General features: G+C 62.3%; 1 protein-coding gene and 1 pseudogene. Both read right to left on the reverse strand.

What is annotated here, in order from left to right:
• Nucleotides 1-2,240 (reverse strand): annotated as a pseudogene (locus ACIREA_RS28640) (hypothetical protein); the annotation flags it as partial.
• 657 nt (nucleotides 2,241-2,897) lie between these two features.
• Nucleotides 2,898-3,422 (reverse strand): hypothetical protein, encoded by a 525-nt coding sequence (locus ACIREA_RS28645; protein WP_397385740.1) that lies wholly within the window; start codon nucleotides 3,420-3,422, stop codon nucleotides 2,898-2,900.
• Nucleotides 3,423-3,585: the final 163 nt, after the last annotated feature.

The raw sequence follows: 3,585 nt of genomic DNA on the forward strand, positions 1-3,585 counted from the left end.
CGCTCGAGCATGCCCTGGATGAGCTGGTCAGGGGCTTCTTCGCGCAGGCCTTCCTTCACGCTGCCGGCGATGACGGCCTTGAACCACTGGCGGAAATCTGGCTTAAAGGCGGACTGCCGCAGCATTGCCTCCATGCCCTGGGTGCCGCCTGCGGCGGTGAGCAGGTAGGTACTGGCGGCTCCGGCGAGGGCGGGGATGAAGGCTTTGTTGAGCGCGGTGGATTCGCTGTCGCCGAGATTCATGTAGCCCTGCACGGCATCTCCGTACATGCCGCCAAAGGTCTGGAGTCCGGCGGTGGCTGCGGTGCCGCGCAGGCCCCATGTCTGGGCGGCCTGGGCGACCTGCGCTGCGGTCCTGAGGCCGAAGGCGGCGCCGCCTGCTTTGAGTGTGAGGGAGACGAGACCGCCCACGCCGAGGCTGGGAGCGGAGCTGACCACCATGCTGGTGCCCATGTGGACTAACTGGCCGGTGGGCAGTGCCGCGCTGGAGGAGCTGATGGAGGCTGCATCACGCGAGAGCTTCTCATACAAATCCAGCGCGCCGGGGCTGCGTGTGGCGGCCTCATACGTGCCTACGGCGCTCTTGGCCAGCCCCACGACTGCGCTGGCGACGCCGAGCAAGGCCTGATGCATGCGCACTTTCCATGCGCCTGAACTGAAGATGCCGCTGTGCTCCTGGCGGAACTTGGCGAGCTTTTCCGCATCGCTCATGCCTTTGGGCTGGCTGGCCTCCCACTGGTTGTAGACTCCGAGTGTGCGCAGGGTATCGAGCTGGGCCTTGGCAGCACGCTGCTGCAGCTCTGGAAAGCGGCTCATAGCGGCCGCCTTTTCGGCTTCGCTGCCCCCGGCTTTTTCCACGGCCTGGCGGTAGGCGTTTTCATCCAGATAGCGGTCGGGGTTCACCCAGATGGAGCCGCCGGGGCCATAGCGCACGGCGGCGCTGGTATCGCCACGGCTCCAGTCGGTGACACGCTGCATCTCCAGGTGGTGGCGAAGGTCCTTGGGGTCGATGCCGTATTTGGCGGCCTCTTGATTGAGGGCATCGAGATGGGACTGGGAGAGGGGTGCGCCGGGGCTGTCTCTGTCGCCTTCCCTGAGCGCCTGTTCGGTGATCCAGTTTCCGGCGACGCCTTTGCCCCACTGCTGGTAGATGCGGGCGGCGATCTCCGGGAGGTGATCGGCCCTGGCTTTGATCTGGGCCTGCTGCTGCTGGATGTGCTGAAGGATGGCCTTCATGCCGGCCTGGTACTCGGGGCCGTGCTGGGGGAACTTTTTCTCCAGCTCTGCGTGGCGCGCCTGTACCTCATCCTCCAGAGCTTCAAGGCTGGTGGCGGCTCCGCCGAGGCCGGCGGATTCAAGCATGGTGCGGCGGGGGGCGCGCTGCTTGCGCAGGGCGTCCGTGGCCTCCGCCTGGGCTGTGGCCTTGTTCACGGCATCGACGGCCTTGGGGTCAGTTTCTTCCGAGCTCTGCGGCGCTGGGGCGGCGGCGGGTGGTGCCTGCGGCGGCGGGGCAGTAGGCTGCGGTGGCGCTGGCGGGGTGGGTGACTGGGAAGGGCTCGGTGGTGAGGGCGGGGCAGGCGTGGTGGGGGACTGTGGCGCTGCGGCTTCTTTGAAGGCTGCCGCGACTTTGGGGGATTCTTCGATGCTTTGCGGTGCGGGGCTGGGGGTGAAAGGTGTCTGCGGTGGCTGTGCTGGTGATTGAGCTGGCGCAGGTGTGGAGGGTGGCTGGGAAGGGCTCTGCGGCGTGGCGACGGTGGGCTTGGTGGAAAGCTGCTGGCCTGGCGTTGCGGTTGCCGTGGGTGACTGGTCGCGGAGGATGGAATCGGCCTCGACGTGGGCAGCGGCTTCTTGGAAAGCGGCTGCGACTTTGGGGTCTTCTTCGGTGCTCTGCGTAGCTGGGCTGGCAGTGGGTGGTGTCTGCGACGGCTGTGCCGGTGACTGAAATGGCGCAGGCGCGGATGCTTGCTGGGTCTGGCTCTGCAGCGCAGGGAAGGCGTCTGAGGAAGCTGCTGCCGCTGCTATGGGCCGGCGCAGAGAAGGATGGGCCAGGGCTCTGAAGATGAGCGGGATGGTGTTTGCGGGCGGGCGGGGACCGGCCTGTTGGGTGGGGCGATAGAGGACCCTCGCTGTCGGCTCAGGCTGGGGCTGAGACTGGGCCTGCTCTGGCGGGCTGCCTGCGAGGGGCAGCTTTTTGCGCGGGTAGGTGGGTGGATCGAAAAGAGATGGCGGAGTGTAGAACATGGCGGATGCGTGGCCGCAGGGCGGCGATGGCACCTTTCGTGTTCTTCACAGCGTCAGGTTTATTGAGAGATCGGAAATAGAATTGGGTCGTGATTTGGGAATGCAAGTGGATAATGTGTGGAGGTGGTAGATGATGGTATTCAAGTGCCGGTGGGGAGGCGGCTGAGCAAGGGGGGGCTGGCGTGGGTGTGATGCAGATGCGTGCACAGCAGGCAGGCAGGCAAACCGGCGTTGCGAATTTCGGAGGCCTTGTTTTTAGGCAAGTTGTGGCAAACAGCCACGGACATCCACAGGACCGTCGCATGCCTACCGAAGTCGTGGCCCCGAATGCCTCCCAAGCACTGCGTTGGAGACATCGGGGCGCCGGTGAACAGGGAGAAGCACTCCGAGGAGGGCAAGGTGCTGGCATGTTCAGTGAGACGTAGATTCGCTTGGCTCCGCTATCAGCGTCGCTGGTGAGTGAATGACCTGCAGCCGCAAGTGTGAGAGCGCTGGCTGAAGAGACTTCATGACGCCGCTTCAACCAAGGAGGGTTCGGAATCGAGAAGCTATTCTGACTTTATTTTTCAAATAGGCTGGCACGTCCCGCGCTATTGGTTGGCGCGTGGGTTCATTTGGGCGATCGCGCCGATGAGCTGGATAAATCAGCTTGGTCTGTCAATTATTTTGACCCTGGCCCCGTTCTTCATTTTTGTCGTTTTCCTGAACGGGTTCTCCGGCTAGTCTTGCTCTCATCCGTTTCATATGACGGGCCACCACATCTTTGACAAAGGGATCATCTGGTCCTCTCACCTTGAGGTGAACTCGCTCCCACTGCTCTGCGTAAGGCATGGCTTCGGCATAGCGTTTCTGGTAAGCAAGGCTCAGCGCCAACACCATGCGAAAGTCCGCGAGATAGGTGTCGCCTTCCGGATCCCATTTCCCTTCGAGCATGGCTCTGTTGCGCATGTAAGTCTCTAAGCTGTTTCTGGCAGCCGCTTCAGCCTCGATGGGCTGATTCAGTCGCAGGTGCATGCGAGCCACCCGCTCCCACTGCAAAGCGGCCAGTTTCAGATTCGTACGGCTGTCGCCAAGAAGTCCTAGAAGCTCATGGCTCAAGGCGATTCCGGCCTCATATTGACCTTGCGCTTCCTGTTCCCAGCTTCTTTCGCGAAGCTCCTGTATTTTTTCACCTGTTGTCATGACTTGATCAGTGTTATGAATTAATAGCCTTCCTCGCCATCCCAGTCATTCAGTCTGTTGACATTTTTGTGTGGCTCCCCTGGGGCGTAGGCTGGTGCTTTTCCTGGTTCATCGGTAGGGCCTTTGTATTCATACTCCAGCCACTGTGGATGTCCTTGAACAG

The organism is Prosthecobacter sp., assembly GCF_044373815.1.
In the GTDB taxonomy this organism is placed as follows: Bacteria; Verrucomicrobiota; Verrucomicrobiia; order Verrucomicrobiales; family Verrucomicrobiaceae; genus Prosthecobacter.